The organism is Stenotrophomonas sp. SMYL20 (assembly GCF_036320045.1).
GTDB lineage: Bacteria > Pseudomonadota > Gammaproteobacteria > Xanthomonadales > Xanthomonadaceae > Stenotrophomonas > Stenotrophomonas maltophilia_A.
This window is the reverse complement of sequence record NZ_JAWIRT010000031.1, coordinates 11,469-36,764: the sequence shown is the minus strand read 5'-3', so window position 1 is coordinate 36,764 and position 25,296 is coordinate 11,469. Positions and strand designations below refer to the sequence as shown.

Annotated in this window: 28 protein-coding genes and 1 other RNA gene; 12 read left to right on the top strand and 17 right to left on the bottom strand. The window is 66.6% G+C overall.

Translation table 11 applies throughout. The features are described from left to right. Nucleotides 1-321: 321 nt before the first annotated feature. A complete protein-coding gene (locus V3B48_RS18955) occupies nt 322-2,316 on the bottom strand; it encodes a bifunctional DedA family/phosphatase PAP2 family protein (protein ID WP_329894239.1) in 1,995 nt (664 codons plus the stop codon). A gap of 85 nt (nt 2,317-2,401) precedes the next feature. Between V3B48_RS18955 and V3B48_RS18950 the strand changes: the two genes are divergently transcribed. The 4 genes from V3B48_RS18950 (at nt 2,402) to V3B48_RS18935 (ending at nt 4,583) form a co-directional block, all read left to right on the top strand. Next, on the top strand, nt 2,402-3,064 hold the full coding sequence (locus tag V3B48_RS18950) for a serine/threonine-protein kinase (RefSeq protein ID WP_032128381.1): 663 nt from the start codon (nt 2,402-2,404) through the stop codon (nt 3,062-3,064). Then, a complete protein-coding gene (locus V3B48_RS18945) occupies nt 3,061-3,567 on the top strand; it encodes a DUF2867 domain-containing protein (protein WP_329894238.1) in 507 nt (168 codons plus the stop codon). Before V3B48_RS18950 ends, V3B48_RS18945 begins: the two co-directional genes overlap by 4 nt. Nucleotides 3,568-3,750: 183 nt before the next feature. Further along, nucleotides 3,751-4,080, top strand: coding sequence for a hypothetical protein (locus tag V3B48_RS18940; protein ID WP_147427851.1), 330 nt, complete (start codon nt 3,751-3,753; stop codon nt 4,078-4,080). Further along, entirely contained in the window at nt 4,080-4,583 is a 504-nt protein-coding gene (locus V3B48_RS18935; RefSeq protein WP_329894237.1) for a hypothetical protein, read from the top strand. Before V3B48_RS18940 ends, V3B48_RS18935 begins: the two co-directional genes overlap by 1 nt. 141 nt (nt 4,584-4,724) lie before the next feature. On the opposite strand, the gene V3B48_RS18930 is transcribed toward V3B48_RS18935, so the two are convergent. Beyond that, nucleotides 4,725-5,408, bottom strand: coding sequence for a hypothetical protein (locus V3B48_RS18930; protein WP_012512018.1), 684 nt, complete (start codon nt 5,406-5,408; stop codon nt 4,725-4,727). Nucleotides 5,409-5,516: 108 nt separating this feature from the next. Between V3B48_RS18930 and V3B48_RS18925 the strand changes: the two genes are divergently transcribed. The 3 genes from V3B48_RS18925 (at nt 5,517) to V3B48_RS18915 (ending at nt 8,404) form a co-directional block, all read left to right on the top strand. Beyond that, nucleotides 5,517-6,335: an NAD(P)-dependent oxidoreductase gene (locus V3B48_RS18925; RefSeq protein WP_329894236.1), complete on the top strand. Its 819-nt coding sequence runs from the start codon at nt 5,517-5,519 to the stop codon at nt 6,333-6,335. Between the two features lie 93 nt (nt 6,336-6,428). Further along, nucleotides 6,429-7,421 carry a YiiG family protein gene (locus V3B48_RS18920; RefSeq protein WP_329894235.1) on the top strand — a complete coding sequence of 331 codons (993 nt, stop codon included), beginning with the start codon at nt 6,429-6,431 and terminating at the stop codon, nt 7,419-7,421. A 32-nt stretch (nt 7,422-7,453) separates the two neighbouring features. Further along, entirely contained in the window at nt 7,454-8,404 is a 951-nt protein-coding gene (locus tag V3B48_RS18915; protein WP_329894234.1) for a YiiG family protein, read from the top strand. A gap of 65 nt (nt 8,405-8,469) precedes the next feature. Here V3B48_RS18915 and V3B48_RS18910 read toward each other — a convergent pair whose 3' ends face one another. Beyond that, nucleotides 8,470-9,342 (bottom strand): ion transporter, encoded by an 873-nt coding sequence (locus V3B48_RS18910; RefSeq protein WP_032128376.1) that lies wholly within the window; start codon nt 9,340-9,342, stop codon nt 8,470-8,472. Between the two features lie 63 nt (nt 9,343-9,405). On the opposite strand from V3B48_RS18910, the gene V3B48_RS18905 reads away from it, so the two are divergent. After that, a complete protein-coding gene (locus tag V3B48_RS18905) occupies nt 9,406-10,632 on the top strand; it encodes an acetylornithine transaminase (RefSeq protein WP_006467246.1) in 1,227 nt (408 codons plus the stop codon). 53 nt (nt 10,633-10,685) lie between these two features. On the opposite strand, the gene V3B48_RS18900 is transcribed toward V3B48_RS18905, so the two are convergent. Beyond that, nucleotides 10,686-11,288: an HAD-IA family hydrolase gene (locus V3B48_RS18900; protein ID WP_329894233.1), complete on the bottom strand. Its 603-nt coding sequence runs from the start codon at nt 11,286-11,288 to the stop codon at nt 10,686-10,688. A 123-nt stretch (nt 11,289-11,411) separates the two neighbouring features. Here V3B48_RS18900 and azu point away from each other — a divergent pair, with 123 nt between their 5' ends. Continuing rightward, nucleotides 11,412-11,861, top strand: a complete 450-nt coding sequence (gene azu / locus V3B48_RS18895; protein WP_049460658.1) for an azurin — start codon at nt 11,412-11,414, stop codon at nt 11,859-11,861. A 111-nt stretch (nt 11,862-11,972) separates the two neighbouring features. Here the strand turns inward: azu and hemL are convergent, their stop codons facing one another. Both hemL and thiE read right to left on the bottom strand, forming a co-directional pair. Further along, a complete protein-coding gene (gene hemL, locus V3B48_RS18890) occupies nt 11,973-13,262 on the bottom strand; it encodes a glutamate-1-semialdehyde 2,1-aminomutase (RefSeq protein ID WP_329894232.1) in 1,290 nt (429 codons plus the stop codon). Between the two features lie 16 nt (nt 13,263-13,278). Further along, nucleotides 13,279-13,905, bottom strand: coding sequence for a thiamine phosphate synthase (gene thiE / locus V3B48_RS18885; RefSeq protein ID WP_121504443.1), 627 nt, complete (start codon nt 13,903-13,905; stop codon nt 13,279-13,281). 34 nt (nt 13,906-13,939) lie between these two features. Here thiE and V3B48_RS18880 point away from each other — a divergent pair, with 34 nt between their 5' ends. Then, nucleotides 13,940-14,164, top strand: a complete 225-nt coding sequence (locus tag V3B48_RS18880; RefSeq protein ID WP_080291769.1) for a rubredoxin — start codon at nt 13,940-13,942, stop codon at nt 14,162-14,164. Between the two features lie 59 nt (nt 14,165-14,223). Here the strand turns inward: V3B48_RS18880 and V3B48_RS18875 are convergent, their stop codons facing one another. The 8 genes from V3B48_RS18875 to V3B48_RS18840 form a co-directional block, all read right to left on the bottom strand. After that, entirely contained in the window at nt 14,224-15,069 is an 846-nt protein-coding gene (locus V3B48_RS18875) for a SirB1 family protein (RefSeq protein WP_010484022.1), read from the bottom strand. 297 nt (nt 15,070-15,366) lie between these two features. Further along, the gene (locus V3B48_RS18870) at nt 15,367-15,813 is read right to left on the bottom strand and encodes a DUF192 domain-containing protein (protein ID WP_032128371.1); all 447 of its coding nucleotides are present in this window, start codon (nt 15,811-15,813) and stop codon (nt 15,367-15,369) included. 21 nt (nt 15,814-15,834) lie between these two features. Next, nucleotides 15,835-16,482, bottom strand: coding sequence for a ribose-5-phosphate isomerase RpiA (gene rpiA, locus V3B48_RS18865; RefSeq protein ID WP_006389802.1), 648 nt, complete (start codon nt 16,480-16,482; stop codon nt 15,835-15,837). A 22-nt stretch (nt 16,483-16,504) separates the two neighbouring features. After that, the gene (locus V3B48_RS18860) at nt 16,505-16,984 is read right to left on the bottom strand and encodes an EVE domain-containing protein (RefSeq protein WP_032128370.1); all 480 of its coding nucleotides are present in this window, start codon (nt 16,982-16,984) and stop codon (nt 16,505-16,507) included. Next, a complete protein-coding gene (locus V3B48_RS18855) occupies nt 16,981-17,574 on the bottom strand; it encodes a 5-formyltetrahydrofolate cyclo-ligase (protein WP_107431543.1) in 594 nt (197 codons plus the stop codon). The genes V3B48_RS18860 and V3B48_RS18855 overlap by 4 nt, the downstream gene beginning before the upstream one ends. Before the next feature lie 83 nt (nt 17,575-17,657). Beyond that, nucleotides 17,658-17,843: non-coding RNA, 6S RNA (ssrS, locus tag V3B48_RS18850), on the bottom strand. A 97-nt stretch (nt 17,844-17,940) separates the two neighbouring features. Then, on the bottom strand, nt 17,941-18,237 hold the full coding sequence (locus V3B48_RS18845; protein ID WP_006467013.1) for a cell division protein ZapA: 297 nt from the start codon (nt 18,235-18,237) through the stop codon (nt 17,941-17,943). Then, nucleotides 18,234-18,455, bottom strand: a complete 222-nt coding sequence (locus V3B48_RS18840; protein ID WP_005410898.1) for a TIGR02449 family protein — start codon at nt 18,453-18,455, stop codon at nt 18,234-18,236. The genes V3B48_RS18845 and V3B48_RS18840 overlap by 4 nt, the downstream gene beginning before the upstream one ends. A 153-nt stretch (nt 18,456-18,608) precedes the next feature. Here V3B48_RS18840 and V3B48_RS18835 point away from each other — a divergent pair, with 153 nt between their 5' ends. After that, complete coding sequence (locus V3B48_RS18835) at nt 18,609-19,157, top strand: UPF0149 family protein (RefSeq protein WP_329894231.1); 549 nt, start codon at nt 18,609-18,611, stop codon at nt 19,155-19,157. 5 nt (nt 19,158-19,162) lie between these two features. Beyond that, nucleotides 19,163-20,485, top strand: a complete 1,323-nt coding sequence (locus V3B48_RS18830) for an aminopeptidase P N-terminal domain-containing protein (RefSeq protein ID WP_121504501.1) — start codon at nt 19,163-19,165, stop codon at nt 20,483-20,485. A gap of 555 nt (nt 20,486-21,040) precedes the next feature. Here V3B48_RS18830 and pepQ read toward each other — a convergent pair. The 3 genes from pepQ to V3B48_RS18815 all read right to left on the bottom strand — a co-directional run bounded on the left by pepQ (nt 21,041) and on the right by V3B48_RS18815 (nt 25,098). Next, a complete protein-coding gene (gene pepQ / locus V3B48_RS18825; RefSeq protein WP_329894230.1) occupies nt 21,041-22,372 on the bottom strand; it encodes a Xaa-Pro dipeptidase in 1,332 nt (443 codons plus the stop codon). A gap of 75 nt (nt 22,373-22,447) precedes the next feature. Continuing rightward, on the bottom strand, nt 22,448-22,822 hold the full coding sequence (locus V3B48_RS18820; protein ID WP_049400720.1) for a PilZ domain-containing protein: 375 nt from the start codon (nt 22,820-22,822) through the stop codon (nt 22,448-22,450). Then, nucleotides 22,819-25,098 (bottom strand): DUF1631 family protein, encoded by a 2,280-nt coding sequence (locus V3B48_RS18815; RefSeq protein WP_329894229.1) that lies wholly within the window; start codon nt 25,096-25,098, stop codon nt 22,819-22,821. Before V3B48_RS18815 ends, V3B48_RS18820 begins: the two co-directional genes overlap by 4 nt. Nucleotides 25,099-25,296 lie beyond the last annotated feature (198 nt).

Here is a 25,296-nt window from a genome sequence, read left to right as displayed (position 1 = left end):
AACCAAGGTTGGCCACTACCAGAGCACAGCGGAACCGGGAAACGCCAACCAGGGTTGGCGACAGCCAGAGCGCGCCGGAACCGGGAAACGCCAACCAAGGTTGGCGACTACCAGAGCACGGCGGAACCGGGAAACGCCAACCAAGGTTGGCCACTACCAGAGCGCAGCGGAACCGGGAAACGCCAACCAGGGTTGGCGAATACCAGAGCGCGCCGGAACCGGTAGCTGCCAACCTTGGTTGGCGGCCTTTTCCCGAAGAGCCAACCAAGGTTGGCATCTACCAGAGCGGGCGGTAGCGCCGGGCCGTGCCCGGCGGCGCCATCACGGCGTGGTCTTCAACCGCAACACCGGCAGCCCGGTTTCGCTGTGCACATCCTCCCGCTGCGGCAGGTCCTGCACGGCGTCCTTCACCGCGTTCAACGCCGGGTCGACACCCCGCAGCGGGTGCCACATGCCGATCCATTCGAAGTGGCGCTCGTAACGCAGGGTCTGTGCACTGCCCAGCCACAGCGGCGTGTTGCCCGGCTGCAGCTGCGCGGGTGCCGGCCACAAGCGCAGCACATAGCGCTCATCCGGCTTCGCACCCTGGCGCACCATCAGCAGTGCTTCCACGCGGGTATCCAGCGTCGCCGGCAACACCGGCAGCTCGTCGGCACCGGTGTTCTTGTCCAGCATCAGCAGCGCCTGCTGCCAGCCGGCCTGCTCCTGCCGCTTCCAGCCGCGGGCTTCCAGCTGCGCCTGCAGCGGCGCCAGCGGGCCCGCCACCTGCACGTCCAGCGGCCAGCGCTGGTCGTCGTCGAACTCGTTGCGGCGCGCCGGCAGCGTGGCCCAGTCGTGCTGCCACCAGGCTTGCGCATCCATCGCCTGCGGTGCCGGCAGGGTCGGCTCGAACCGCTCCAGCTTCACCGGAATGTGGCGCGGCGCGTACCACATCGCCGCCACGGCGAAGACGCCGTAGAACAGCCAGGCCACCGGCTTCACCCAGAACGAGCGGTTGAAGCGGCGGCGGTAGGCGATGCCCAGCACCAGCAGCCAGAACGTGCCGAACAGCATGCCGCCGATCACATCGCTCAGCCAATGCGCGCCCAGGTACAGGCGCGAGAAGCCGATCAGGCTGACCACGATGCCCGACACCAGGTACGGCCAGACGCGGGTGCGACCGGGCATCTCGCGGGCGATCAGCACCGCGAAGAAACCGAAGGTGATGGTGGCCATGGTCACCGACACCGACGGGAAGCCAAAGCCGCTGCTGGCATCGACCGGGCGCACCACATCCACGGTGGCGCCGAGCAGCATGGTCAGGGCCAGGCCGAAGGCAAGCGCGGCCAGCCAGTGCGCGGCCGCCATCCAGCGTCGGCGCCAGATCAGGTAGCCCATCGCCGCCGCGGTGGCCGGCAGCAGTACCTGCCAGGCGCCCAGCGATGCCAGTGCGGCCATCGGGTAGTCGGCCAGCGGGTTGCGCAGCGCCAGCATGGCCTGGTGCACCAGCAGGTCGATCGCCAGCGGCTCGCCGTGTGCGACCACCACGGTCAGCAACGCGAACCAGCCCCAGCCCAGTACCAGCAGCATCAACGCCAGCATTGCCAGCGGCACGGACTCACGCCGCTTCGGGTCCAGCACGCCAACGGTGTAGCGGCCCAGCGTCGGGTGACGGTTGGACCAATCCAGCAGCCGCGCCAGCCAGTTGTCCATGCGCGCGGCCGACCAGCGATAGCCGTACAGAACGATGGCCCAGACCAGGCCGAGGATCACCGCCAGCAGGCCGACCACCACCACCAGTCGTCCGGCCACGGCGGCCACGGCGTCATACGCCTCGCCAAGAATCCAGCCCGGGGCCAGGAACAGCACCGCCCAGGAGATGCTGGCGATGCCGCTGGCCTGCACGTAACGGCTGGCGGGCATCTTCATCATGCCGGCGATGGCCGGCACGAACGGTCGGATCGCGCCGACGTAGCGTGCGATCAGGATGCTTTTGAAGGCATTGCGGCGGAACAGGTTCTCGCCGCGGTCGAGCAGCTGCGGGTAGCGGCTGAACGGCCACACGCCGCGCAGGCGGTCACCCCAGCGGCGGCCGATCCAGTAACTGATACCGTCGCCGGCAAATGCGCCCAGAGCTGCAGCCGCCACCGCGTACGGCCCGGAGATCTGGCCCAGGCCGATGAACACGCCCACCGCGAACAGCAACGGCAGCGCCGGCACGATGGCGCCAAGAATGATCACCGCATCGCAGAAGGCGATGAGGAAGATAACGGCACCCGCCAACACGGGGTGAGCGGCAATCCACGCGAGCGTGGCGTCGATCCATGAAGAGTCCATTGCCCGATTATAGGGGCGTGAAGGTGACTGGTTCCCAGCCGCTTCGTGACCGTTTGCAACCGGCGCCTTCGCCTAGAATGGCCCCATGCCGCATACGCCAGACGCTCCACCGCATGCTTTGAAGGCCGACAGTTTCGGCCAGATCCTTCTTGTGAAAGGGCCCGATGGCCCCTTCGTGCGCCGTGATCTGGGCGCCACGCCGCTGTGGCTGCGGCTGCCGGCCTGGTGGCTGGCCCGCCGCGAAGCACGCGCGTTGCAGCACATCCACGGCATGGCCGATGTGCCGCAGCTGCTGGCGTGGGATGGCCGTCACCTCGACCGCAGCTTCATGGCCGGCGATGCCATGTACCAGCGTCCACCACGCGGTGACCTGGCCTGGTTCCGCTCGGCGCGTCGGCTGCTGCAGCAGCTGCACCGCAATGGCGTGGCCCACAACGATCTGGCCAAGGAAGCCAACTGGCTGGTCACCGAAGACGGTCGTCCAGCGCTGATCGACTTCCAGCTGGCGGTGATAGGCAACCCGCGCTCGCGCTGGATGCGGCTGCTGGCCCGCGAGGACCTGCGCCACCTGCTCAAGCACAAGCGCATGTATTGCCGCGAGTCGCTCACCCCGGTGGAGAAGCGCGTGCTCAAGCGCACCTCGTGGGTGCGCGAACTGTGGTTCGCTACCGGCAAGCCGGTCTATCGCTTCGTCACCCGCCGCATCCTGCATTGGGAAGACAACGAAGGGCAGGGGCCGAAGCCGTGAGCAGTGCGTCCGTCGTGAGCAGGCCGCCAACTGCCTGCAGCGTGCTGCGTGCGCAGTTGCCCGGTGCCGACTTCGTGCACGCCTGCCAGGCGACGACCCGTCGCGATGGGCGCTCGGCCCTGCAGGCCTATCGCGATATGGCGGCGACCATTCCCGGCTGGTTCGATGGGCTGATGGCACTGCGCAATCGCGGCATGCGCCTGCTCGGCATGAAGCACCTGGGCTCGTTGCGTGCGGTGCAGGATGTTGAGGATCCTCAACCCGGCCAGCGGCTGGGCATCTTCACCCTGCAGTCGCTGGACGACGATGCCATCGTGCTGGAAGACGACGACCGCCACCTGCGCGTGCAGCTGGCGCTGCAGTGGCAGGGCGACGTGCTGGAAGTGGCGACCGTGGTGCATACGCACAACGCGTTCGGGCGCGTGTACATGCTGCCGGTTGCGCCCGTGCATCGGCTGATCGTGCCGCATCTGTTGAAAAGGCAGGTGCAGTTGTACCGGTAGATCCACGCCATGCGTGGATGCTGTTCGCAATTCAATGATTGCGCACAGACGCCAGATAATTGGCGCTGAAAACACCTTTCATCTGCTCGTGGCACTCACCTAGAATCGAGAGCGAGAGAGTCGCATGGATGCGTCGTCGCGCCGCCCTTGCGCGGGCTCGCATGCGGACGCGAGGGGAATGCTGTGAGTCGAATTTCTGCTTGGCAGTACCGCGCTGTTGCGGTACTGGTGCTGTGTGTGGGTGCGGGAACGGTCTCGGCGGTCCAGCCGTATCAGGAGAATCGCAAGCTCATCGAGTCCGCGCAGAATCTGACCGCGCTGAAGGACGATCTCTTTGGTGAGAGTGTCAGCCTCTACAACGGCAAGACCGCATTTGCCGTGACCGATGTCAGCCTTCCCGGCAACAACGCACTGCCTGTGCAGATGCGGCGTCGCTTCAGCGTCGAGATGGATCTGGTGGGGGCTGGAAGCTTCAACGCCAACATCGAGGGAACCGGCGGAAAGGTGAGATGATGATTGATTCTGATGAATTGGCTGATGTGGCTAAAACTATTGCTTGGTACAAGAGCAATTTCTTCGAAGGTTGTGAAGAGGACTTTGTTGCAGACTTTATGGTTTTTTGTTGGCAGGCGGTTGATCCCGGTCGCGTCGCTTTCCTGGATTTGGATGACGAAACTGTAGGTGCATGCGCCAACATGCTCTCTGAGTTGAAGCTCTTTGTTGATGAGAAACGCGGGAAATGGGGGGTTTCTGCTTTCTGGAGGCGCTACATCGATTGGGCGGATTACGCCATGGATTTTCCGCTTGATGAGTGCAGGCGATTCATGCGAGAGACTGTTGGTTATCTTGAGCCCTCATTTTTCGTATTTACGGCCACCGGTGGTGCCGAGATGAGGTCCGAGGCAATGGCGATTTTTGCCGAGTACTCACAGTCCGGCAAGGCGCGGGCTACCTATGTTAGATCGGTAATTGAAAGCCGGTTGGCGACTGAATCATTCTATCGACGATCCCTTTGATTCTCTCCGTCGCGAAATATGAGGTACTGCCGCTCTGGTCGTCGTTCGGCTTTTGGTCAGGGGAAAGCCAATATCCACGGTCCGCTCGGTCGATGTCGCCGGGCATGGCCCGGCGACCACAGCATCGCGACGCTCAACGCCTTACGGCGTCGCCGGCACCACCTGCTGGCCGATGAAGTTGCGCTTGGCATCGAAGTCATAGGCGATCTGCAACTGCCCCACATCCGGGCAGGCGTGGCAGTCGCGCAACGGCGTGCGGTACAGCAGGCGGATGCCGCCGTTATCCAATGGCGAAGCGCCGGCCGATTGTGCCGGTGCGAACGGCGTGGCTTGCGGGTTGGCCTTCAGCAGCTCCTGCACAGTGGGATCGGCGCGCAGGGTGTCGTCCAACTGCACGGCGTCTACATCGATGCGCTTGCCACCGGCATCGACCAGTCGCGTGCCCTCATTCGTGTTGGCGCGGAACGGATATTCAACCGTGGCGATGCCCAGCCCTTCGTTCTCGTGCCAGGCGGTCACATAGGCAAGCTCCCCGCCGCTGGACAGCTGCTCGGCGGCGGTGATGGCATCGGCGCTGGCACCACCCGCCCGCATCGCATCGCGCAGGCAATCGCGGGTCGCGGCATTCTCACCCTGGCGGCAGGCATTGAGGTCGCCATCCCAGACCACCGCCTCGCTCCAACGCATCTTGCCATCGGCGGCGGCCTTCTCCGCGCTGGGCGCGTCACCGGCGGGCGGCTCCTTTCCGGGTTCCGGCGAACGGCCCTGGCAGGCAGTCAGCAGGGCAAGCCCCAGGGCAGGCAGCAACAGGCGGGAACGGCGCATGGCGTGGACCTCGTGCGTTGTCTGGAGGCCCGAGTATCGTCAAGGACAGGTGAACTCCGCGTCGGCGCGGCATACTAGCGGCTCATTGCATACGCTGGAGTGTGGAACGTGGGCAGTCTGCAGGGCAAAACGCTTTTCATCACCGGTGCCTCGCGCGGCATCGGCCTGGCCATCGCACTGCGCGCTGCGCGCGACGGCGCCAATGTGGCCATTGCGGCCAAGTCGTCGGTGCCGAACCCGAAGCTGCCGGGCACCATCCATACCGCGGCCGAAGCGGTAACGGCGGCTGGCGGCCAGGGCCTGGCCCTGAAGTGCGACATCCGCGAGGAAGAGCAGGTGCAGGCGGCGGTGGCGGCCACGGTCGATACCTTCGGTGGCATCGACATCCTGATCAACAACGCCAGCGCGATCTGGTTGCGCGGCACGCTGGATACGCCGATGAAGCGCTTCGACCTGATGCAGCAGGTCAATTCGCGTGGCAGCTTCCTGTGTGCGCAGGCCTGCCTGCCGTACCTGCTGCAGGCGCCGAACCCGCACATCCTCACCCTGGCGCCGCCGCCGAGCCTGGAGCCGAAGTGGTGGGCACCGCACACCGGCTACACGCTGGCGAAGATGGGCATGAGCTTCGTCACCCTGGGCCTGGCCGCCGAATTCGGTCCGCAGGGCGTGGCTGTGAATGCGCTGTGGCCCCGCACGGTGATCGCCACCGATGCGATCAACATGATTCCGGGCGTGGATGCGGCTGGCTGCCGTACGCCGCAGATCATGGCCGATGCCGCACATGCAGTGCTGGTGCGTGAAGCGGCCGGCTTCCACGGCCAGTTCCTGATCGACGATGAAGTGCTGGCACAGGCCGGTGTCACGGATCTTTCCGGATACGCGGTGGATCCGTCGCGGCCGTTGTTGCCGGATCTGTTCCTGGATTGACCGCGCGTCGCCGGAAGAGGCCGAGGGCTGCGACCCTCGGCCTGCTGCGCTAGAATGCGTGGCTGTAATCGTTTTCAACAAGGATGTGAGCACATGTCACGCACTCTTTCCGTCGCGGCGCTGGCCGCTTCGCTGTCGTTGATCCTGACCGCCTGCGGTGGCAAGGCACCCGTAGCTGCAGGCGGTGCCGCTGCCTCCGGCACGCCGGACGCCAGCACGGCCCCGTCCGATACACAGCAGCAGTTGACCGCCAAGCTCAACGCCTACATCGGCTGCTTCAACGCGCTGGATTCGAAAACCCACGGCAGCATCCAGTCCTACACGCGCTGGATCAAGGATGTCGACGCTGGCCCGACCGGACGCGAGACGCACGTGTACGGCCCGTTCGAGATCAGCGACTACGACATGAAGCAGTGCGACGCTCCGGTGACCGAGGCGATTGCTGCCAAGCCGGCGCTGGCCGAACTCGATGCGGCTGCAGGTCACTACCAGCAGGCGCTGAAGGCGCTGGTGCCGGTCAGCAAGGGCGCGCATGACTACTACGATCGCCAGGACTACGAAGACGACCAGTTCGCCAAGGGCAAGCAGCTGCACGCGCCCTTGATGGCCGCCTTCAAGGATTTCGTGGCTGCCAGCGAAACGTTCAATGCCGAGCTGGAGCGCCAGAACGACGCTGCCCAGCGCGAGCAGCTCAAGGCGCTGGAACAGGCCGAGGGGCGCACGCGCGAGTACTACCGTCTGGCGATGATGCTGGAAGCCAAGGCCATCATGGATCTGATGAGCGAGGATGATTTCGATCAGGCCAAGGCCCGCGAACGCCTGGATGCCTTCAACCGCATTTCCGATGAAGCGCACGCCAAGGTTGCCGACCAGGAACCGGGCAAGTCGGACTGGGAAGGCTTCGAGCGTGGGGCCGAGAATTTCCGGCGCGAAGGCAAGGAGCGGCTGCAGCGCGTCAGCGAGAAGAAGCCTTACACCGATTTCGAACGACGCATGCTTGATTCGCCGTCGATGGCGCCGCGTGGCTCTGCCAACAAGCTGATGCAGGAATACAACACGCTCGTTTTCCAGAGCAACCGCCAGTGACCGGCGCGCCAGCACCCATGCGAGAGACCATGATGACTTCCTGTCTGCGTATCGTGCCGCTGCTGCTGATCGGCGCTGTGGCTGGCCTGAGCGGCTGCAACAAATCGGCAGGGTTGTCGCTGGCCGACCCTAGCCTGGAGAAGGTGAACGCCTACATCGAGTGCTACAACGGCGTTGAACAACCCATTCACGAGGGTTTCCAGACCTACACCAGCTGGATGAAGGACCCTGAAGCCGGCCCGACCGGCAATGAAGCGCAACCGCGTTCGCCCGGGAAGGTGCTGTCGCACCGCGTCGAGTACTGCGGCCAGCCACTGACCGACGCGCTGGCGAAGACCCCGGCCTTGCCGATGGATGGCCCCGCGCGTGACTATCAGCAGGCCTTCCAGGCATTGAACACCCTGGTCGAGCGCGCCGATGGTTACTTCACCCGCGAGGATTATCGTCGTGATGGCGGTGAAGGGATGCGCAGCCAGCATGCCCCGCTGATGCAGGCCTATGCTGATTTCTTCAAGGCCAGCGAAGCGATGGATGTGGCGCTGGAAAAGAACGAGAACGATCGCCGTGCCGCGCAGCTGAAGCAGATCGAGGAGAGCGAAGGGCGCTCGCTGGCCTACTATCACCTTCGCCTGCTGGGCGACGGCAAGCTACTGGCCACGGCGTTCCAGGACGACGCACCGGATGTTGCGGCGCTGCGCGTGCAGCTGGCTGACTATCAGGCACTGGTGACGGAAATCCAGAACGGCGGTGTCGGCAAGGACGACCCGATGTGGGGCCACGTGCAGCGTTCGGCGGACAAGCTGGTGCGTACTGCGGGACGTGGCGTCGAGCGCCTGGAGCAGCACAAGCCGATCACCGCCGAAGCACTGGCGGCAGAGCGGAAGGCGTCGGGCAGTTGGCTCACCACCGACCCGGAAGGGGCGCAGTCAACGATCCTCGCCGCATACAACGATCTGGTGACCACCAGCAACCGCATGCGGTGAGCAACGGCACACGCATCCATGCGTAACCGCCGAGAGGTAGTGCCGGCCGCTGGCCGGCATGTACCTCAATGGTTGAACGCATCCGGCAGCTTGCCGCCGCACTTGCGGCAGTGCAGTGCATCCGGTTCATGGCCTTCCAGCCCACAGTCCGGGCAGCCACGCGCATCGCGGCGCGCGGCCTGCTCGGCTTCACGCATGGTGCTGGCCAGCTCGGCGGTATAGATGCCGGTGGGCACGGCGATGATGCTGTAGCCGATCAGGATCAGCACCGAGGTGACGAAGCGGCCGAGCACGGTCTGCGGCACGATGTCGCCGAAGCCGACCGTGGCCATGGTCACCACCGCCCAGTACATGCTGGCCGGGATGTTGGTGAAGCCGTGTTCGGGGCCCTCGATCACGTACATCAGCGCACCGGCGATGATGGTGATGGTGATCACCGTGAACAGGAACACCAGCACCTTGCGCCGGCTGCGCCACAGTGACGTCATCAGGACGCCGCTTTCCTCGATGTAGCGGGTCAGCTTGAGGATGCGGAACACACGCAGGATGCGCAGCGCGCGCACCACCAGCAGGCTCTGCGCGCCGGGGATGAACATCGACAGGTAGGCGGGCAGGATCGACAGCAGGTCGATGATGCCCCAGATGCTCACCGCGTAGCGCAGCGGGCGCTTGACCACCGCCAGCCGCAGCAGGTACTCGGCGGTGAAGATGATCGTGAAGCCCCATTCCAGGATGTACAGGCCGGTGGACCATTCGGCATGCAGGTGCTGCACGCTGTCGATCATCACCACCAGGATGCTGGCGATGATCGCCACCACCAGGATCAGGTCGAAATTGCGCGAGGGGCGGGTGTCGTGGCGGTAGATGATGTCGAACCACCGACGGCGCCAGCCGGTCTCGGTGGCGGGGTTCAGCTGGGGGGCGGAAAACGGTCGCATGGGCGCATTGTGCCGCAGGGGTTCCGGCGCGAGAATGGGGATTCCTGAACCCTGCCGACTGCCATGACCGCCGCTACCGATCCGCTGATCTCCCTTTCGCACTATTACCTGCCGGTCTACAAGCCCCGCCAGGTGGTACTGGAACGAGGCCAGGGCGCCCGCGTGTGGGACAGCCAGGGCCGTGAGTTCATCGACCTGGCCGCCGGCATCGCCGTGTGTGGCCTGGGCCACAACGATCCGGACCTGGTGGCCGCGCTGGTCGAGCAGGCCGGCAAGCTCTGGCACACCAGCAACGTGTTCTACAGTGCACCGCCGCTGCACCTGGCCGAGGAGCTGGTGAAGGCCAGCCGCTTCGCCGAGCGCGTGTTCCTGTGCAACTCCGGCGCCGAAGCCAACGAAGTGGCGATCAAGATGGTCCGCAAGTGGGCCTCCAGCCAGGGCCGCCCGGCTGACAAGCGCGTCATCATCACCTTCCGTGGCAGCTTCCACGGCCGCACCATGGGCGCAGTGACGGCTACTGCCCAGCCGAAGTACCAGGAAGGCTACGAGCCGCTGCCCGGTGGCTTCCGCTACATCGATTTCAACGATGAGGTGCAGCTGGAAACCGCGATGGCCGCCGGCGACGTGGCTGCAGTGATGCTGGAGCCGATCCAGGGCGAGGGCGGCGTGATGCCGGCCAAGTCCGGCTTCCTCAAGCGCGTGCGCGAGCTGTGCGACCAGCACAACGCGCTGCTGGTGCTGGACGAGATCCAGGCCGGCATGGGCCGCACCGGCACGCTGTTCGCGCACTGGCAGGACGATGTGGTGCCGGACATGGTCACCCTGGCCAAAGCGCTGGGTGGTGGCTTCCCGATCGGTGCGATGCTGGCCGGCCCGAAGGTGGCCGAAACCATGCAGTTCGGCGCACACGGCACTACCTTCGGCGGCAACCCGCTGGCTGCTGCGGTGGCCCGCGTGGCACTGCGCAAGCTGGCCTCGGCGGAGATCGCCGCCAACGTCAGCCGCCAGTCGAAGGCGCTGCGCGATGGCTTCGCCCGCATCAACGACGAGTTCGGTGTGTTCAGCGACGTGCGTGGCCGTGGCCTGATGCTGGGCGCGGTGCTGAGCAAGGACTTCGCCGGCCAGGCCGGTGCGATCCTCGACCACGCCGCCGAGCAGGGCCTGCTGACCCTGCAGGCCGGCCCGGACGTGCTGCGCTTCGTGCCGTCGCTGAACATCACTGACGAAGAAGTGGCCGAAGGCCTGAAGCGCCTGCGCGCAGCGATTGCTGCGTTCATCGCCGCGCGCTGACGCCGCGGCGCTGGGGTCGGATCCCTCTCCTGCGGAGAGGGCTCTGACCCCGATCAGCTCACCGCGTAACGTTTCAACACCTTGCCCAGCCCACGGCCATCACGCACGGTTTCCGCGTGCAGGCCGGCGGCGCGTGCGCCGCGCACATTGGCGAACAGATCATCGACGAACAGCGTGCGCGCAGGTGCCACGCCGAGTACCTCAAGCGTGCGCAGGAAGACTTCCGGCGCCGGTTTGCGCAGGCCGAAATCGGCGCTGCAGAACACGCGGTCCTGCAGGGCAGGGAACAGTTCCGGTAGCAGGGTGGGCAAGGCCTGTTGCATCAGCGCGCCGTTGTTGGTCAGCACTGCCATCGGCAACTGCAGGGCCTGCAGCCGCTGCAACACGGCAGCCTGCGGATGGCTGGCGGCCCGCCGCGCCGCGGTCCAAGCAGTCACATCGACCGTCGTGCCTAGAAGCTCTCCCAGCTGCGCCAGATAGGCCGGGCCATCCAGCGTGCCATTGTCATGTGCCGCTTCCAGCCCGCTGTCGTACAGCGCGGCCTGCACGGTTTCCGGCATGACATCCAGCGCCTGCGCAAGGTGCAGCACGCGCTGCGCGCGCTGGTACTGCACCAGCACGCCATCCACATCCAGCAGCAACAGGTCGATCCGCATTGGTCGAGCATGCCATTGCAGTGAACACGCGGGAAACCCTGGAGCAGCCATGCGACAGACGGTCGCAGACGCGGCCGCAGGGGCCTGCCTAGAATGGCGCTTGAATCCGCAGGAGATGCAACGATGAAGGCTTGGATGGTGGCAGTGGGACTGGGCGCGCTGATGCTGGCGCCGTCAGCGATGGCGCGGGTGTGTGCGGTGAGCATCGACAGCACCGACCAGATGAGCTTCAGCAGCCGCGAGATCAAGGTGGCCGCTGATTGCACCGCCGTGGATCTGACCCTGCGCCACACCGGCAAGCTGGCCGCTACCGCGATGGGCCACAACTGGGTGCTGACCCGCAGCGCGGATTACCAGCCGGTGGCGATGGCTGGCATGCGTATGACCCTGGCCGACAGCTACCTGCCGAAGGCCGACAAGCGCGTGCTGGCGCACACCAAGGTGATCGGCGGTGGTGAAACCGCGCGCGTGCGCTTCTCTACCCAGGGCCTGCAGAAGGGCGGTGACTACACCTTCTTCTGCTCGTTCCCCGGCCACTTCGCGATGATGAAGGGCAAGTTCGTCTTCGGTTGAGCAGCCACGCATGGCGTGGCTCTACCAGGAAAAAAAGGGGACGGAGGGGATTAAGTCGTTTGTGCACAAACGACTTAATCCCCTCCGTCCCCTTTTTCGTGCAGAGCGGGCTCAGCCCTTGGCGGCCTTGAACGCCACGCGTGCGGCGGCCAGTGTGGCCTCGATCACCGCGTCATCGTGAGCGCTGGACAGGAAGCCGGCCTCGTACGCCGACGGTGCCAGGAACACGCCCTGGTCCAGCATCGCGTGGAAGAAGCGGTTGAACGCCGGGATGTCACAGGCAGTGGCCTGCGCATAGGTCTCCACTTTTTCACTGGTGAAGAACAGCCCAAACATCGCGCCCACGCAGGTGGTGGTCACGACCACGCCGGCGTCGGCGGCGGCCGCTTCCAGGCCGGCACACAGGCGCGCGGTGCGCTCGGCCAGGTCGGCGTGGAAACCCGGCTGCTGGATCAGTTCCAGCATCGCCAGGCCGGCGGCCATCGCCACCGGATTGCCGCTCAGCGTGCCGGCCTGGTAGATCGGGCCGGCCGGGGCGATCTGCTGCATCAGTTCGCGGCGGCCGCCGTAGGCACCCACCGGCATGCCGCCGCCGATGATCTTGCCGAAGGTGGTCAGGTCCGGGGTGATGCCGTAGTGCGCCTGCGCTCCGCCGAGGGCGACGCGGAAGCCCGTCATCACCTCGTCGAAGATCAGCAGCGCGCCATGCTTCGTGCACAGTTCGCGCAGGTGCTGCAGGTAGCCGTCGCGCGGCGGGATGCAGTTGGCATTGCCAACCACCGGTTCGATGATCAGGCCGGCGATGTCGTCGCCCTGCTGCTCGAACAGCGCGGTGGCCGCTTCGAAGTCGTTGTAGGGCAGGGTCAGGGTCAGTTCGCTCAGGCCTGCCGGCACGCCCGGCGAGGTCGGCACGCCCAAGGTCAGCATGCCGCTGCCGGCCTTGACCAGGAACGAGTCGCCATGGCCGTGGTAGCAGCCTTCGAACTTGACGATGCGGTTGCGGCCGGTGGCGCCACGCGCCAGGCGGATCGCCGACAGCGTGGCCTCGGTGCCGGAGTTGACCATGCGCACCATCTCGCACGACGGCACCAGGCGGGTGATGGTCTCGGCCATGGTCACTTCAGCCGCGCACGGCGCGCCGAAGGACAGGCCATTGTCGATCGCCTTCTTCACCGCCTGGCGCACCGCCGTGTGGTTGTGGCCAACGATCATCGGGCCCCAGGAGCCGACGTAGTCGATGTAGCGGTTTCCATCGACGTCGTACAGGTAGGCGCCATCGGCGCGCTCGACGAAGAACGGTTCGCCACCGACCGATTTGAACGCGCGCACCGGCGAATTGACGCCGCCCGGCAGCAGCTGCTGGGCGCGGGAGAACAGGGCGTGGGACTGGTCGTGGTTCATGCGGATTTCCTGGGCATTACGCGAACTGGGCGAGGTAGGCGCGCTGGATCGCAACCGGGTCTTCGGCGGCGTACACGCTGCTGACCACGGCGACCAGATCGGCGCCGGCGTCGATGATGGGACCGACATTGTCCGGCGTCAGGCCGCCGATCGCCACCCGCGGCACGCCCAGTGCGGCGCTTTGCCGCAGCAGGTCGGTGTGGGCGCGGCTGCTGGTGATCTTGGTGGTGGTCGGGAAGAACGCGCCGAAGGCCACGTAGCTGGCGCCGGCCGCCACGGCCTGCTCGGCGTTGGCCAGCTGGTCGTAGCAGGACGCGCCGATGATGGCGTCCGCGCCGAGCAGGGCACGCGCACTGGGGATATCGCCATCGGTGCCGCCCAGATGCACGCCGGCGGCGCCGACCGCCTTGGCCAGCGCCGGGTCGTCGTTGACGATCAGCGGCACGCCATGTTCCGCGCACAGCGCCTGCAGGGCGGTGGCCTGCTCCCGCCGCAGCGCGTCGCTGGCGGTCTTGTTGCGGTACTGCAGCCAGGTGGCGCCGGCGGCCAGCAGCGGCGCGGTGCGGGCCAGCAGGCGCGCGGTATCGGGCTCGTCCGGGGTGATCAGGTAGACGCCGCGGGGCGCCGGGGAAGCAGAAGTCATCGATGGCTACCGGTGAGTGGGCCGCGATGGGACAATGGCGGCCCGTGAATCCAGCCTTGATTATCCGATGAGCGATGCCACCCCCACCACCTTGCGTACCTGGATGTGCGTGGTCTGCGGCTTTCTTTACAGCGAAGCGGAAGGCTTGCCGGAAGAAGGTATCGCGCCGGGGACGCGCTGGGAGGACATTCCCGAGACCTGGACCTGCCCGGATTGCGGCGTGACCAAGGCCGATTTCGAGATGGTCGAGGTCGATTGATGGCGGGGCCTGCAGGCCCTTCTGTGGGTGCGGACCGTTGGTCCGCACACCGGACAACCTCAATGCAGCCGCGGCACCGGCCCGCCGAGGTCGATCAGCTTCTCGCGCAGCCACTGCGCATCGCTGGCCTCGGGATTGCGCTTCAGATACTGCCCAAGGTCATGCCGGGCACCGGCCAGGTACTCCAGCTGCAGGTAGGCCAGGCCGCGATCACGCAGCGCGTCGTCCTGCTCCGGGGCCAGCTTCAGCAGGCGGTCGGCACTGCGTGCGGCACGGTCCCATTCGCCCGCTTCGGCGTACACACCGTGCAGGTTGCGCAGCATCCGCATCAGGATCGCGCGCGCAGGCGCCGGGTCGAGGATCTGCGCCAGCACCTGGTCGTCGGGCATCTGCCCGCCCAGGTGTGACTTGGCCCGCTCGCGCAGTTCGTCCACGTCCAGCGGGCGGCCGCCATTGAACGGGTCCATCACCAGCACACCGTCGTCCACCGGCAGGCGCACCAGGAAATGGCCGGGGAAGGACACGCCGTCGAGCGGAATGCCCAGCCGGCGCGCGACTTCCATCTGCACCAGCGCCAGCGAGATCGGGTTGCCCAGGCGGCGCTCGAATACCTGGTTGAGGTAGCTGTTGCGCGGGTCGTAGTACTCGTCGTGGTCGCCGCTGTAGCCCAGCTCGTCGAACAGGTGGCGGTTGATCGCCGCCATCTTCAGCGGGCTGTTGTCGATGCTGTCCACTTCCGAACGGAGGTGGTCGACATGGCTCTGGATCAGCGCGTCGTAGGTGGACGGCTGCAGATCGGGGTATTCATCGCGCGCGATCAGCAGCGCGGTCGGCAACAGTGGCAGCGCCTCGTCTTCGAGGTCGGCCAGTGCATCCCAGTCGGGGAGTGAGATCCGGTCCTGCATAACCACAGACTGGCGTCATTCGCAGGCGGTTTCAAGCGGTGCCGCGTGAAAAGAACATCGTCTTGGAAATGTCGTGTCGACCAAGGTCGACACCTACCAACAGCCGCCGGCCAACTGTCAGAGGTGGGGCGGTGTGGGCTTGCAGGACCGCAGGCGCCATGGATGGCGCCTACGAGCCCCCAGGGACGGGTTTACGGCGTGTCCTGCAAGTCCACACCGCCCCGCCATCCCTCGGTAACCCAGCTTTTGCCCTTGATGTTGATTCGGCGGGTGCCGGCCGCTGGCCGGCCGCATCGTTTACTTTTCGATGCCCGGGCCGAAGGTCAGCTGGGTCCCGTCCTTCAGCTTGAGCTTCTCGGCCTGACCGGCGTTGAGCTCCAGCACATAGCGCGCCGGTCCACCGCTGGGGTAGGGCGGGCACATGTCGCCGGCCGAGCACGGCGGCACATCGCGCTGCTGGCTGACCAGCTTGCGCTGGCTGTCGAAGTACAGGATGTCCAGCGCAAGCTTGGTGTTCTTCATCCAGTACGCCTGCATTTCCTCGCGGTCGTGGATGAACAGCATGCCGTGATCGGCGGCCATCTGGTCGCGGAACATCAACCCGCGCGCGCGGGTTTCATCGTTGGTGGCCAGCTCCACCTGGTAGCGGGCGCCATCCAGCTCGACCCAATGGCGGGCCGCGTCGGTAGCACAGCCGGCCAGGGCCAGCAGCGGAAGCATCAGCAGCGAACGCAACAGCGACATCGTCAGGATCCTTCGAAAGGGTCAGAGCACGACCGGCGGCTCACCACCGACGATCACCACATCGGCGCGACGGCGCGCGAACAGGCCGACGCAGACCACGCCGGGCAGCTGGTTGAGCTCGCGCTCCAGCTTTTCCGGATCGGTGATCTGCAGGTTGTGGATGTCCAGGATCTGGTTGCCGTTGTCGGTGACCACGCCTTCGCGCCAGGTCGGCTGGCCGCCGGTCATGTCGCGGATCTGGCGGGCGACCAGGCTGCGCGCCATCGGGATCACTTCCACCGGCAGCGGGAACTTGCCCAGCACCGGCACCTGCTTGCTCGGGTCGACGATGCAGATGAAGCGCTCGCTGGCCTCGGCGATGATCTTCTCGCGGGTCAGTGCGGCGCCGCCACCCTTGATCAGGCACTTGTTGGCATCGCACTCATCGGCGCCGTCCACGTACAGCGACAGGTTGCCGCTGTGGTTCAGCTCGATCACCTCGATGCCGTGCTGCTTCAGGCGCGCGGTGCTCTGTTCGGAGCTGGACACGGCACCCTTGATGCGGTGCTGGATGCGGGCCAGGGCATCGATGAAATAGGCCACGGTGGAACCGGTGCCGACACCGACGATCATGCCGTCTTCTACGTACTCGATGGCTTTCTCGGCGGCCAGGCGCTTGGCTTCGGACATGGGAGAACTCTCAGGCAGGGAATCAGGATTTCTTTTCCAGCGACAGCAGCAGCTTCCACTGCGCGGCGGTCACCGGGAACACCGACAGGCGGTTGCCCTTGGCAACCAGCGGGAAGCCCTCGCCGAGTTCTTCGGCGTGCAGCTTGATCTCGTCCAGCGCGATCACCTGCTTGAGCTTGCGGTCGAAGGCCACGTCCACCAGCATCCAGCGCGGGTTCTCGCGCGTGCTCTTGGGGTCGTGGTAGTCGGATTTCGGGTCGAACTGGGTGTCGTCCGGATAGGCCGGGCTGGCGACCGTGGCCAGGCCGACGATGCCGGGCACCTTGGTATTGGAGTGGTAGAACAGGATGCCGTCGCCCACCTGCATGCCATCGCGCATGAAATTGCGCGCCTGGTAGTTGCGCACCCCGTTCCAGGGTTCGACCTTGACCTTGGCCAGGTCATCGATGGAGAAGGCGTCCGGTTCGGACTTCATCAGCCAGTAGCGCTTGCGGGCGGTCATGCGTTCACGGGGGCAGCGGAGGGGAACAGGGTGCCGTCTTCGGTGCAGATCGCATCCACCGGCACGTCCCACGACGCCACCGGCAAGGACTCGACCTGCTGCACCGCGAATGCAGCGCCGACCAGCCAGGGCGGCGCCGGCCGGTCGTGGCGGAAGGCGAAGCTGCGATCATACCAGCCGCCCCCCATGCCCAGCCGCCGGCACTGTGTGTCGAAACCCACCAGCGGGGTCACTACCAGCGCCATCTGCGCTGGTTCCAGGGTGTCTTCCACCGCCACGTCCGGCTCGGGAATGCCATAGCGGTTGCTGGTCAGCGGCTGCCCGGGGCGCCACGGTGCGAAGCGCAGCACGTCACCCGCCAGTACCGGCAGGCAGTAGGTCAGTGTGTCGGGTAGCTGCAACTGCCAGCGGTGCAGGGCAATTTCGCCATCCAGCGCCCAGTAGCCGGCCACGGCGCCTTCGCGCGGGGCGAACGGCAGGGCCAGCAGGGCATCGGCGAGGGATTCGGCGGCGGCAATGCGCTCAGCGGCGGAAAGGTCGCGGCGGCGTTGCCGCAGGTCGTGGCGCAGGGCCTGGCGCGGGTCGGTCATGGCAGCGTGCGGCAAGGATCAGCCGTCATTGTGCCGGAAAGAACAAGGGCGACGCCCGAAGACGCCGCCCTTGCTGGAATATTGCATTCTCCGCAATGTCGATGCATGCGAAACGACCTTGAACCCGGGGGCTCAAGTGGGAACGCTGGAGAACCATCGGGCTTCCCGCTACAAGGCGGACCTGCACTCCCGGCGCTGTCGCGCTCCCGGTGTCGTTCTTAAGGGACAAGGCGAATGTTTGCACATGCCGTCGAGTACCGCAGAGAACGCGTGGCCATTATAGCCAGCACGCAGGATCTGGATAGGCCGTTCGTCGGCAACAGTCCGTGCCAATTCAGATATGAGAAGACGCGTTATGCGCGTTTCTCACGCACCGCCGTCAATCGCGCGGTCCAGGCGCCGGTTCAGGTCGGCCAGCGTCTGCTGCAGGGCGACTGCCTGGCGGGCGTTCTCGTCGCGCAGCAGTTGCAGTTCATGGGCCAGGTTCAACGCCGCCAGCACGGCGACGCGGTCGACCGCGGCCATGCGGTTGCTGCCGCGGATTTCGCGCATGCGCGCGTCGAGCAGGCGCGCGGCCGCCATCAGGCTGTCGCGTTCATCGCCGCCGACACCCACGGTGTATTCACGATCGAGGATGCGGACACTGACCGGTTCGGCGCTCATGTGTGCTGCTCCAGGGATTTGAGCCGGCTGATCATTGCTTCCACCCGCGAGCGTGCCTGCTCGTTCTTGGCCAGCAGCGTGGAACGCTCGGCCACCAGCTGTTCCTGCTGGTGGCGCAGGCTGCGGTTCTCCTCGGCCAGGCGCTGGTTGCGTTCAAGCAACGCTTCCACGCGGGCAGCGAAGTCCTGCAGCTGGGCAAGGGGATCGGCGGGTTCCATACGGGCACGATAGGCAAGCCGGGTAAGGGCGGTCAAGCGTTGTCGCAGCAAGGCCTGACGGTCGCAGAGAGGATGCCGTCGGGTTGCTACACTACGGGGTCTCACGGGCGCGCGCGTGCGCGCCCCGGGTTTCCTTTCCGAACGAGCCGCACGATGACCGAACTTCCCTCCGTCGACGACGTTACCCGCGCCAGCCAGGAACTGGGCCTGGGCGCCACCGCTGCCGAGCTGCACGGCGCACTGTGCGGCTGGCTGGCCGCCGGTGGTGCCCCCGGCAATGATTGGCCGGCGCGTGTGCTGGCCGACGACAACCTGCCGCCGGTGGCCGCCGACAGCGTGCTGGGGCAGCTGCTGCAGGTCACCATCAAGCAACTGGAAGACCGCGATTTCGCCTTCGAACTGCTGCTGACCGATGGCGACGACGTGTCCGCGCAGGCTGATGCCATGTTCAGCTGGACCCGTTTCTTCCTGGGCGGCTTCGGCCTGGGCAGCGGCGGCCGCCGCCCGACCCTGTCCGAAGAGGGCGAAGAAGCGCTGACCGACATGGCCAGCCTGGCGCGTGCCTCCAGCGAGGATTTCGAGGCCGGCGGCGATGACGATGACGAAGCCCTGTCCGAGATCGAGGAATTCATCCGCGTGGCGGTGTTGCTGCTGCACGGTGACGTGGTGCTGGCCTCGCGCCATCGGCAGCGCCTGAACTGATGGACATCAAGCAGCGCACCGGCATCGCGGCCGGCGAATACAAGCGTCGGCGCCGCCAGCTGATGGACATGGCCGGCGAGGATGCGATCCTGGTGCTTCCCGCCGCGGCCGAGAAGGTGCGCAGCCTCGATACCCATTACCCGTTCCGGCAGGATTCGGACTTCCAGTACCTGAGCGGCTTCCCGGAGCCGGAAGCGGTGCTGGTGTTGATCCCGGGCCGCCGTCACGGCGAGGCCATCCTGTTCTGCCGTGAGCGCGACGCCGAGCGCGAGGCCTGGGACGGCAGCCGCGCCGGCCAGGAAGGCGCGGTGGCGCAGTACGGCATGGACGATGCGTACCCGATCGACGATCTGGACGACATCCTGCCGGGCCTGCTGGAAGGGCGTTCGCGCGTCTATTACCACTTCGGTCGCGACGCCGATTTCGACCTGAAGCTGATCGGCTGGGTCAACCGCGTGCGTTCGCAGGTGCGCCACGGCGCGCAGCCGCCGCATGAGTTCCTGGAGCTGGGCCACCTGCTGCATGAGCAGCGCCTGTTCAAGTCCGGTGCTGAAGTGGCGCTGATGCACCACGCCGCGCAGATCAGCGTGCGTGCACATCTGGCGGCGATGAAAGCGGCGAAGGCCGGCATCCACGAATACGAACTGCAGGCCGAACTGGAACGCGTGTTCCGCGCCAACGACGCGGTGCCGGCCTATTGCAGCATCGTCGGTGCAGGTCGCAACGGCTGCATCCTGCATTACCGCGACAACAACGCACGTTCGCGCGATGGTGAGCTGGTGCTGATCGACGCCGGTGCCGAATACCGCGGCTATGCCAGCGACATCACCCGCACGTTCCCGGTGAATGGCCGCTTCAGCGCCGAGCAGCGCGCGCTGCATGACCTTGTCGGTGACGCGCAGGCCGCGGCACTGGCCCAGGCCAAGCCGGGCGTGGCTTACGAGATGGGTCACCTGGCGGCGGTGCAGACCCTGACCGAAGGCCTGCTGCGGCTGGGCCTGCTGAAGGGCACGCTGGAAAAGAACCTGTCCGAGGGCCTGTACCAGCGTTTCTACCGGCACAAGACGGGGCACTGGATCGGCATGGACGTGCACGACGTGGGTGACTATCGCCTGGCCGGCGATTCGCGCCTGTTGGAACCGGGCATGGTATTCACCATCGAGCCGGGGCTGTATATCGGCGTGGACGATACGACGGTGGAACCGCGCTGGCGCGGTATCGGCATCCGTACCGAGGACGACGTGCTGATCACCGATGACGGGCATCGCGTGCTGACCGAAGGCCTGGCGCGCAGCGCCGACGAGATTGAAGCGGTGATGGCGGGGTAAGGGGTTTCGGCAGGGCTTGCAGCCCTGCACCCGCAGAGGCAACAGCCAAAGCCAAGGCCAAAGCGGGCTATCCGTGGGATGGCGGGGCACGGTGGGTTTGCGGGGACGCCGTGAATCCATCCCTGGAGGCTTGGTCGCCGCATCCATGCGGCTCACACCCCGCAAACCCACCGTGCCCCGCCTTCGACAGGTTCACGCGGCTGTTGGTGGGTGCCGACCGTTGGTCGGCACATCTGTCAGATATCGAATGAATCCTCCACGCATGGCGTGGATCTCCTGGCCACTGCGGCCGTTGGAACGCGCGGCTGTTGGTAGGTGTCGACCTTGGTCGACACAGAGCGAGCGCAGCGAGCGACCCGCTTCTGCTTTTCTTTTTCTTTTCCGTGGTTGAACGCGGCAGGAAACTGTCAGAGGTGGGGCGGGTGGGCCATGCAGGGGCGTTGGCGCCATGGATGGCGCCATCGAGCTTACAGGGACGTACTTGCAGCGTCCCCTGCATGGCCCACCCGCCCCGCCAAACCCATGAACCGCTTTCCGCGACCAACCACGAGGGGCTCAGCCGTTCGCCGCCGCAAACTCCGGCCGCGTCAGGTTGTCCGCTTCGCCCTCGGTGCACAGCACTTCGTCTTCGATGCGGATGCCGCCATACGGACGGAAGAAGTCCACGCGGTCCCAGTTGATCGCATCGCCATGGCCGGCGTCCTTCACTTCGTTCAACAGCATGTCGATGAAGTACAGGCCCGGTTCGATGGTCACCACCATGCCCGGTTCCAGCACGCGGGTCAGGCGCAGGTACGGGTGGCCCGCCGGGCGCTCGATGCGGCCACCCTCGTCGCTGGCCGCGAAACCGGCCACGTCGTGCACCTGCAGGCCGATCAGGTGACCGATGCCATGCGGGAAGAACGCGGCGCTGACGCCGGTCTCCAGCGCGGTCTGCGGCGAGACCCTGATCACGCCGAAGTCCTTCAGCACGCCCATCAGCGAAAGATGTGCGTCCACGTGCAGCTGCTTGTAGTCGAAGCCCGGGCGCACCGCTGCGCACATCTGCTGCTGGGCAGCGTCGACGGCGGCGATCATCGCGGCGAACTCGTCGTGGCCCTGCGCGGCGTAGGTACGGGTGATGTCGCTGGCGTAGCCGTGCGCGCTGGCACCAGCATCGATCAGGAAGCTGCGCAGCGGCTGCGGCGCCTTGCGGCCCAGCTCGGTGTAATGCAGCACGGCGGCATGTTCGTTCAACGCCACGATGTTGCCGTAGGGCAGCTCGTTGGCGTCCTGGCCGACGGCCTGGCAGTACGCCATGTGGATGCTGAACTCGTCGGCGCCGTTGCGGAACGCGGCTTCGGCGGCACGGTGGCCGCGCACGCCCAGCACCTGCGCCTGGCGCATCAACGCGATTTCATACGGCGTCTTGCTGCCGCGGTGCCATTCCAGGTAGTTCACCACCGGCGCCGGGTTGTTCGGCACGTAGTTGCCCAGCGCGCTCTGCGGCTCGCCGAGGATCGCGCAGCGCGACGGGTCGGCCGGCAGCAGCGCCAGCGCCTCTTCGGGCTTGCGGATGATGTGGATGTCGAAGTGCTCCACCCACCAGCCGCTGGGTGCGTCCGGTACCACGTGCCAGTAATCGAACGGCTGGTGGAAGATCACCGCCGGACGCTTGCCGGGGGTGAACACGATCCAGCTGTTGGGCACGCGGGTCAGCGGCAGCCAGGCCTTGAACTGCGGGTTGACCGCATACGGGTAGTCGCGGTCGTCGAACACCTGGTAGTGCAGGGTGCCGCTGGGCACCACCAGATGATCGAAGCCGCCGCGGGCCAGCGCCTGTTCGGCGCGTCGGCACAGCACGGCCAGGTGGTCGGAATACAGGGCGCCGGGGTCTTGCTGGATCATTGCGGTGGCTCGACACGGAAAACGGCCCTAGATTCTGCCGCATACCGCGAAAAACCGCTGTGCCGGAACCGGCACTCAGGCCGTCGAAACCGGTCCCTCGTCGCTGTCCTCGCCCACCCACTGGCGCAACAGCTGCCGATGTTCGCGTGACAGGGTCAGGAAGCGGAAGCCGGTCCAGCTCTGGCCGGGTGCATGTGCGGGCTCGCTCCACAGCAGGTGCACGCCCACATCGATGGCCTGCTGACGGCCATCACCCAGTGGCAACGGGAAGCGCAGCTGGTACAACGCATCCTCGCGCAGCGGCACGCTGGCCAGCATCAGCATGCCGGTTTCGGAGACATTGCCGAGGCGCCCGACCACGCACTCGCGCATCTGGTCGGTGACCGGCACCAGGTCCGAGACCTGGCGGCGCGGCGCGCGGCGGGTGTCCTGCGGCGGTACGGCTTTCATGCGGGGGTCTCCTGTGCGCGGCCCATGGCCAGTGCGCGCAGCGCACCAAGGCTGGCTTCCCAGGCACGGTCGACCAGCCGGCCCTTGTCTTCGGTGACCAGTTGCGCGCGCCCGGCACTGATCTGCCGTGCCAGCGTATCCAGGTCGGTATCGGTGATCTTCTGCCCGCGTGGATTGACGAACAGGGCGTGGCCGGTCAGCAGGCTGTACCAGGACAGGCGCTGGCGGCGCAGCGTGCCATCACCGGTATCGATGTCGAACCAGCTGCCGAACGGCAGCGTGGACAGCTGCTGGTAGGCGGCTTCTTCGGCACTGCTGCGGGGCGTTGCAGGCGCCGTGCCGGTGGGCGCGCCGGCGTGTTCGCCCAGGCGCGCACGTGCCTTCAGGCGGGCACTGAGTTCGGTACGCGAGGTGCTTTCATCCTCGCCGCCGGGCGTGGCCAGCCTGCGCGCGACGGCGGCGGCTTCCTCGGCGTGGTAGCCGACCTGCAGCAGTGCGGCCTCCACGTCCGCTGCCAACGCGGTATCGGTGCCGCCGGGGGCGTCGATGGCCTGTGCGGTGATGGCAGCGATGCGCTCGGTCTGTTGCAGGCGTTCCTGCCACTGTGGCGAATCATCGCCATGACGCAGGCGGGTGAGGGTCAGTGCATCGGCCCAGGCCTGGCGCAACAGGGTCTGCACGAAGCGCGGTGGCGACTGCGTGTCGCAGCACTGGTCGATCTGTGCGGTGGCCTGGCGACGGGCCAGTTCCAATCGTTCCTTGCCGCGCGCGGCTTCCACGTGGCGGCGCTCGGCCAGTTCGGCACGATGGGCCGCCGCGCGCTGGTGCTGCTGCACGTCTTCGTTGGCGGCGGCAAAGGCCTCCGGTGCGCGCGCATCCTGCCCCAGCAGGCCCTGCACGCTCTGCGCCATGCGCTGCAGCAGCTGTGGGTCGACGTCATCGTCGCCCAGCCAGTTGGCGCCGACTTCGGCAATCTGGTTGAGCAGCTCGCGCGCCGGGTGCTCGTCACGTACGAAGAAGCCCGGATCGGCCATTGCCGCACGTGCCAGGGGCACCTGCAGGCGGGCCAGCAGGGCGGCCGGCACCGGATCGGGACGCTGCTGCTGTTGCACCTGCTGCATCAGCATGCGCAGCAGGTCCAGGTTGTCCCGATCGTGACTGCCCAGCTGGGCCTGCGCACCATGCTCGCTGCGCAGCTGCGCGACCACGGCGGCCTGCAGGTCGGCCACGCCGGTTGCCGCGCTGGACTGAGCCTGCAGACGCGCGAGTACCGCGTCGACTGCCGCACTGGGCACTGCGCCGCTGTCCGCCGGGGCAGGGCTGGCGTGCCGGACCTGCTGCAGCAGCTCATGCAAAGCACTGCCGGTGGATGTGGTCACGCCCGGCGTGGCGGGGCCGGCTGCACCACCCTCGTGGAAGGCGTCCTGTACCAGGCTGGACCAGGAGCCGGCCGGTGCCGAACCGTTCCAGCCGGTCAGTGGGGCCGCGCTGCGCTTGGCCGGCTGCGTGGTGCGGCCACCACCCACCGACTGGGTGATGATCCGACGCGTGCTCGACGAGCGTGCCAGGTAGGGGGTGTAGACCAGCCCCGGCAGTACGCCGGACTGGGCCAGCAGCGCATTGGCACGGTCAAGGATATCGCCCAGCCGTTCCAGCACCTGTCGTTCGAAACTGCGATACAGCGCCAGCTGTACCTCGACGCTCAGCGCGTCCTGTTCGGCAATCCGGCGCACCATCGCGCACAGTGCCTGCGGCGCCAGCGGCAGGGTGTCGGCCTCGAAGGCCGGCGCCGCCGCCAGTACCCCCAGGCGTTGGCCCAGCAGGTTCAGTGTGTTGGTTGAACGCAGGGTTTCGCGCCGCACCATCTCGGTCAGCAGCAGGTCGCGATCCACTTCGTGCTCATCAACCAGCGACAGCCCGAGCATGCCCGGCAGCGCTGGCGGCGTAGCGCTGGTGCTTACACCGTTGGCCGGTTCGCGCAACCGTGCGAGGGCGTCGGCAACGGCATCGAGCATGCGGTCGGCGAAGTGGCCGGCGAAGGCGTGCAGCTGTCCACGCTGGGCCATCAGTTCGGCCTGCTGCTGCGGATTGCGTGCGCGATCGGCGTCGTGCAGCAGGGTCTGCTCCAGCGCTTCGACAGTCAGGATCAGGGGCGCGGCCAGCGTCTGCCGGCACAGGCCGATCAGCGCGCCCAGCAACTCACGTACCCGCGGTGGCAGGTCGCTGGCGGCCAGGCGGTTCTTGTCGGCAGGAGTGATGGAAAAGACAGCTGACATCGGCAGGCGGTATCCGGATTCCCGCGGATCGATCTGGTGAATCTACCGTGTCGGCCGCTGTCGGCGCTACTTTAGGGCGAATGTGCATCCCGTTCGCCAGGCATGGCCCGACCGATGAACGGTAGTGCCGGGCGCGGGGCGGGCAAGCGCGCCGCTCGAGCTGGCGGGCCCCGGGCGGCCCTAACCGGGACGGGAGGG

What these genes read in the sequence shown, in the direction of transcription:
- V3B48_RS18935 (WP_329894237.1), top strand. Translation starts at nt 4,080, where the DNA reads ATGATTGATTCTGATGAATTGGCTGATGTGGCTAAAACTATTGCTTGG.
- V3B48_RS18900 (WP_329894233.1), bottom strand. Translation starts at nt 11,288, where the DNA reads ATGCGGATCGACCTGTTGCTGCTGGATGTGGATGGCGTGCTGGTGCAG.
- rpiA (WP_006389802.1), bottom strand. Translation starts at nt 16,482, where the DNA reads ATGTCCGAAGCCAAGCGCCTGGCCGCCGAGAAAGCCATCGAGTACGTA.
- V3B48_RS18820 (WP_049400720.1), bottom strand. Translation starts at nt 22,822, where the DNA reads ATGAAAGCCGTACCGCCGCAGGACACCCGCCGCGCGCCGCGCCGCCAG.
- V3B48_RS18815 (WP_329894229.1), bottom strand. Translation starts at nt 25,098, where the DNA reads ATGTCAGCTGTCTTTTCCATCACTCCTGCCGACAAGAACCGCCTGGCC.
- V3B48_RS18880 (WP_080291769.1), top strand. Translation starts at nt 13,940, where the DNA reads ATGGCGGCCCGTGAATCCAGCCTTGATTATCCGATGAGCGATGCCACC.
- V3B48_RS18875 (WP_010484022.1), bottom strand. Translation starts at nt 15,069, where the DNA reads ATGCAGGACCGGATCTCACTCCCCGACTGGGATGCACTGGCCGACCTC.
- pepQ (WP_329894230.1), bottom strand. Translation starts at nt 22,372, where the DNA reads ATGATCCAGCAAGACCCCGGCGCCCTGTATTCCGACCACCTGGCCGTG.
- V3B48_RS18905 (WP_006467246.1), top strand. Translation starts at nt 9,406, where the DNA reads ATGACCGCCGCTACCGATCCGCTGATCTCCCTTTCGCACTATTACCTG.
- V3B48_RS18950 (WP_032128381.1), top strand. Translation starts at nt 2,402, where the DNA reads ATGCCGCATACGCCAGACGCTCCACCGCATGCTTTGAAGGCCGACAGT.
- V3B48_RS18955 (WP_329894239.1), bottom strand. Translation starts at nt 2,316, where the DNA reads ATGGACTCTTCATGGATCGACGCCACGCTCGCGTGGATTGCCGCTCAC.
- V3B48_RS18870 (WP_032128371.1), bottom strand. Translation starts at nt 15,813, where the DNA reads ATGTCGCTGTTGCGTTCGCTGCTGATGCTTCCGCTGCTGGCCCTGGCC.
- V3B48_RS18835 (WP_329894231.1), top strand. Translation starts at nt 18,609, where the DNA reads ATGACCGAACTTCCCTCCGTCGACGACGTTACCCGCGCCAGCCAGGAA.
- V3B48_RS18930 (WP_012512018.1), bottom strand. Translation starts at nt 5,408, where the DNA reads ATGCGCCGTTCCCGCCTGTTGCTGCCTGCCCTGGGGCTTGCCCTGCTG.
- V3B48_RS18840 (WP_005410898.1), bottom strand. Translation starts at nt 18,455, where the DNA reads ATGGAACCCGCCGATCCCCTTGCCCAGCTGCAGGACTTCGCTGCCCGC.
- V3B48_RS18855 (WP_107431543.1), bottom strand. Translation starts at nt 17,574, where the DNA reads ATGACCGACCCGCGCCAGGCCCTGCGCCACGACCTGCGGCAACGCCGC.
- azu (WP_049460658.1), top strand. Translation starts at nt 11,412, where the DNA reads ATGAAGGCTTGGATGGTGGCAGTGGGACTGGGCGCGCTGATGCTGGCG.
- V3B48_RS18910 (WP_032128376.1), bottom strand. Translation starts at nt 9,342, where the DNA reads ATGCGACCGTTTTCCGCCCCCCAGCTGAACCCCGCCACCGAGACCGGC.
- V3B48_RS18845 (WP_006467013.1), bottom strand. Translation starts at nt 18,237, where the DNA reads ATGAGCGCCGAACCGGTCAGTGTCCGCATCCTCGATCGTGAATACACC.
- V3B48_RS18920 (WP_329894235.1), top strand. Translation starts at nt 6,429, where the DNA reads ATGTCACGCACTCTTTCCGTCGCGGCGCTGGCCGCTTCGCTGTCGTTG.
- V3B48_RS18860 (WP_032128370.1), bottom strand. Translation starts at nt 16,984, where the DNA reads ATGACCGCCCGCAAGCGCTACTGGCTGATGAAGTCCGAACCGGACGCC.
- thiE (WP_121504443.1), bottom strand. Translation starts at nt 13,905, where the DNA reads ATGACTTCTGCTTCCCCGGCGCCCCGCGGCGTCTACCTGATCACCCCG.
- V3B48_RS18915 (WP_329894234.1), top strand. Translation starts at nt 7,454, where the DNA reads ATGACTTCCTGTCTGCGTATCGTGCCGCTGCTGCTGATCGGCGCTGTG.
- hemL (WP_329894232.1), bottom strand. Translation starts at nt 13,262, where the DNA reads ATGAACCACGACCAGTCCCACGCCCTGTTCTCCCGCGCCCAGCAGCTG.